The sequence below is a fragment of the Celeribacter baekdonensis B30 genome, from assembly GCF_000299875.1.
GTDB classification, from domain to species: domain Bacteria; phylum Pseudomonadota; class Alphaproteobacteria; order Rhodobacterales; family Rhodobacteraceae; genus Celeribacter; species Celeribacter baekdonensis_A.
Genome location: NZ_AMRK01000027.1, coordinates 1 through 3391, shown reverse-complemented (window position 1 = coordinate 3391; position 3391 = coordinate 1). Strand labels below are relative to the sequence as shown.

The 3391-nt window shown below is 64.6% G+C and carries 3 protein-coding genes; all 3 read right to left on the bottom strand.

The window, feature by feature from the left end; translation table 11 throughout:
* Nucleotides 1-73 precede the first annotated feature (73 nt).
* Genes B30_RS21095 through B30_RS21085 form a run of 3 tightly spaced genes read right to left on the bottom strand, consistent with a single transcriptional unit; the run spans nucleotide 74 to nucleotide 3253 of the window.
* Nucleotides 74-1069, bottom strand: a complete 996-nt coding sequence (locus B30_RS21095; protein ID WP_009574303.1) for a tyrosine-type recombinase/integrase — start codon at nucleotides 1067-1069, stop codon at nucleotides 74-76.
* The gene (locus B30_RS21090; RefSeq protein ID WP_009574302.1) at nucleotides 1056-2012 is read right to left on the bottom strand and encodes a tyrosine-type recombinase/integrase; all 957 of its coding nucleotides are present in this window, start codon (nucleotides 2010-2012) and stop codon (nucleotides 1056-1058) included. Before B30_RS21090 ends, B30_RS21095 begins: the two co-directional genes overlap by 14 nt.
* Nucleotides 2009-3253: a tyrosine-type recombinase/integrase gene (locus B30_RS21085; RefSeq protein ID WP_009574301.1), complete on the bottom strand. Its 1245-nt coding sequence runs from the start codon at nucleotides 3251-3253 to the stop codon at nucleotides 2009-2011. Before B30_RS21085 ends, B30_RS21090 begins: the two co-directional genes overlap by 4 nt.
* Nucleotides 3254-3391: the final 138 nt, after the last annotated feature.

The window sequence follows — 3391 nt, the reverse complement described above, 5'->3', positions numbered from 1 at the left end:
ATCGCGCCCGAAGATGTCGACCGGTTCCTCGGCAGAGGATCGTCCACGACCGGGTGAGACGACCACAACGGTGTTACAGGCCATTCAGGAAGGCCATGAGGTCCTTGTCCTCCTTCCACCGCCTTTTCGGTCCCGGAGAGCCAACCTCGCAAAGCGCCACGGCATTTGCCTTCAGCGTGAGGTCGATCTCGGCATAGATGTTCGTGGTGCTGATCGACACGTGGCCGAGCCAAGCGCGGATGGTGTTGATGTCGACGCCGGCGAGCACGAGATGGCAGGCCGTCGTGTGCCGGATCACGTGTGGTGTCACCGCCCGACCCGCCAGTCGAGGCACATCGGCAGCGCAACGTTCGACCAGCCGATACACGCCGAACCGTGTGTAGGCATGGCCGAGCCTGCTGAGGAACACCGGGGCCTCGGGCGCGCGGCCGATGATCTGTTCCGCCAGGACTCGCTCCGTTTCCGACCAGAGCGGGCATTGGCGTATCTTGCCGCCCTTGCCGTGCAGTGTGGCTAGATCGTGCCCACCTCTGTCGCGGTCAAGGGTCAGGTCCCGAACCTTCAGCTGCGTGACTTCGGAGACGCGAGCCCCGGTATTGTAGAGGAAGAGAAGCAGCGCGTATTCGCTCTGCCCTCGACGGTTCTTGCGGTCCGGAACCGCGAGCATCGCTTCCATCTCCTCCCGCGACAGCCAGCCGACCGGCGGCAACATCGCCTTCTTCGAGGCGATCGCGCGGATGTGGCTGCACCATTCGACCTGTGCGGGATCGCGGCTTCCCACAAAGCGGGCGAAGGCCCGGATGGCGGCGAGCCGCTGATTGCGCGTCCTGACGGAACATCCGCGCTCCTGCTCGAGATGGGCAAGGAATTTCAATACAAGTGCCGAGGTGAGGTCCTGCATGGCCAGGCGTTCGATGGGCTTCCGGACCTTTCGGCTCGCGAAGGGCAGGAGCAGCTTGAACGTGTCGCGATAGCTCGCGCGAGTGTTCCGGGCCAGATTGCGCTCGCTGACGATATACTCAGTTAGGAAGCGCCGGAGCCATGGCCCAATGAGATCACGGTCTGGCATCCGACCCTCCTCCGGCATAGCGCGCGAAGAGCAGCGAGGCCTGCGCAAGGAGGTCCGGCGTCATCGTCATATAGACCTTTGTGCCTTCGAGGTCGGAATGGCCGAGATAGGTGGAGAGCGCGGGCAGCAACCGCTGTACGTCCGCTCCCTGTCGATACCAAGCGATCAGCCGGTGAACCGCGAAGGTATGCCGGAGGTCATGTAGGCGCGGGTTCTTCCGCCCTCCGGCCCTGCCATGCACATCCGCAACGCATCTCAGGCGATCGAAGGCGGCCTGAACGGTGCTGCTGGCGAGCCGCGTGCCATCCCTGTTGGCGAGCAGGAACGACGTGGCACTCTCCGCGACCCCCTTGACGGGCCGAACCGAGAGGTGGGCATCCAGTATGCCTGCAAGCTGCGGACCCACGGGAACCAACCTGCTCTTTTGGAACTTCGTATCGCGGATCGTGAGGATCGCCTCCGCCGTATCCACATCAAACAGGGTGAGAGCGGTCGCCTCGCCGAACCGCAGCCCGGCCCCGTAGAGCATCAGCAGCAGGGTCCGGAACGTCGCGGGGTCGAGTTGCCGGGAGCCTTGCAAGGCATTGTCGATGTGATCCGGGTCGAAGAGGCGCTGCAGCTGATCCCGGCTGTAGATATGTGGCGGTGCCTGCAAGGGTGGGCGCCGCTCGCTTTCAGGAAGCGGCGACGAGAGGGCATGGCCGCGGCTGATCGCGTAGCGCCAGAACCCGGCCAGCGCGTAGTGTTTGTTTTCGCGGTGCCGGGTAACGGGGCCTGTCCCGGCGAGGAAGGCTTGGACCTGCGCGCATGTGACAGCGTCGCATCCGGCGTCGCCATCGGCGTGCTGAAGGAACTGTCGAAGCAGGTTCCGCGCCGTCAAGAACTTTACGCCGTGCGCCTGGCGCCATGCCACGTAGTGTTCGATCGCATCTCTCAGCTTCATACGAGACCCTCCAGATCGAGGGCCGCGACCTCTCGCAGAGTCCGGAGGTCGACCTTGGCGTAGATCGCCGTCGAGGTCGGGTCCCGGTGCCCAAGGAAGTCGCCGATGACCTTCATCGCCACGCCTTGGTCCAGCAGGTGTTGGGCGGCGGCATGGCGGAGCGCATGTGGTCCTCGACGACCGGAGACCACGCCGATCCCGGCCAGGCGGTCGCGCACGATCTTGCCCAGAGCCTTCCGCCCAAGGGGGCGGATCGGGGCACAGGATGTGAAGAAGAGGCTCCGCCCGAAGCCGGTGGGACGCCCGTTCCGGATGTAGTCGAGGATGGCACCGCCGACCTCCTGCGACAGCGGCCACAGATGCGTGCGACCCGGCTTTGGACAATGCACGCGCAGGAGCTCGTTCTCCCAATCGAAGTCATCGAGGCTGAGACCCGCGACTTCGCCCGCGCGCAGGCCGAAGGAGGCGAAGAGCATCAGGATCGCGCGATCGCGTCTGTCGACGGGCCGCTGACCCTCAGACGCCAACAGACGCTCGACATCCTGACGCTTGATGCCCTTCGGAAGGCACTCATCGGCCCTGTATCCGGGCGCGACGGTGCCCGCGGCCAGCCCGGGCCGACACCACCCGCGCTTCTCTGCGAAGCCGACAAACGACCGGACGCGCTGCGCGAAGTCGTGGATCGTTCTCCGGCTCCACGACCCGCGTTGGTGTTCATCGCCGATGATGCTGTCGATATCGGTGACCTCAAGAGTGTCGAGCCGGATCCCCATCTGGTCGAGGTGTTGGAGGAATGTACCGGCGGCGCGCCCGTAGCTTTCGATACTGGCATTTGCCAGGCCACGTTCGTCGCGCAACCAGCGCTCGTAGGCCTGAAGCTCGGGCGGAGGCCAACTAAATTCGCCTTCGGCGTCTTCGAGCCAGCCGAGATACCGCACCAGTGCAATACAGTGGCTGACGAAGCGTTGGCGGGCCTTCGACGTGGCCGGCGTAGCGCTTCTGCGGCCCCGCGGCTCCGACCAGAGTGTCGCGGCGGCTTCGATGTTCCGCGGGTGGATCCGATCGCCGTCGCGAAGGTCCAGAAGGCGAACGAGGTTGAGGTGGGCGTTGGCCTGTTTGCGCAGGTTGGCGCGGCTCGCGCCGGTTCCCTTCAGGTGGACGAGGTAGTCTGCGCGTTGTGCCGCGAGCGGGGCGTCACGATGTTTCGCCGCGGCGGGCGGCAAGAAGATGTCTTGGAACATGGGTGTGTCTCCATAATGTGGAGACACAGGATTTCGCAGGTCAGGACATGATTTGTGGGTTTTTCGGTTCGGACGGTCTCATGAACACGACCTCGCTGCACCCTTCAGCAGGAACCGGTCGACATCTTCGGGCGCGAT

What these genes read in the sequence shown, in the direction of transcription:
- B30_RS21085 (WP_009574301.1), bottom strand. Translation starts at nt 3,253, where the DNA reads ATGTTCCAAGACATCTTCTTGCCGCCCGCCGCGGCGAAACATCGTGAC.
- B30_RS21090 (WP_009574302.1), bottom strand. Translation starts at nt 2,012, where the DNA reads ATGAAGCTGAGAGATGCGATCGAACACTACGTGGCATGGCGCCAGGCG.
- B30_RS21095 (WP_009574303.1), bottom strand. Translation starts at nt 1,069, where the DNA reads ATGCCAGACCGTGATCTCATTGGGCCATGGCTCCGGCGCTTCCTAACT.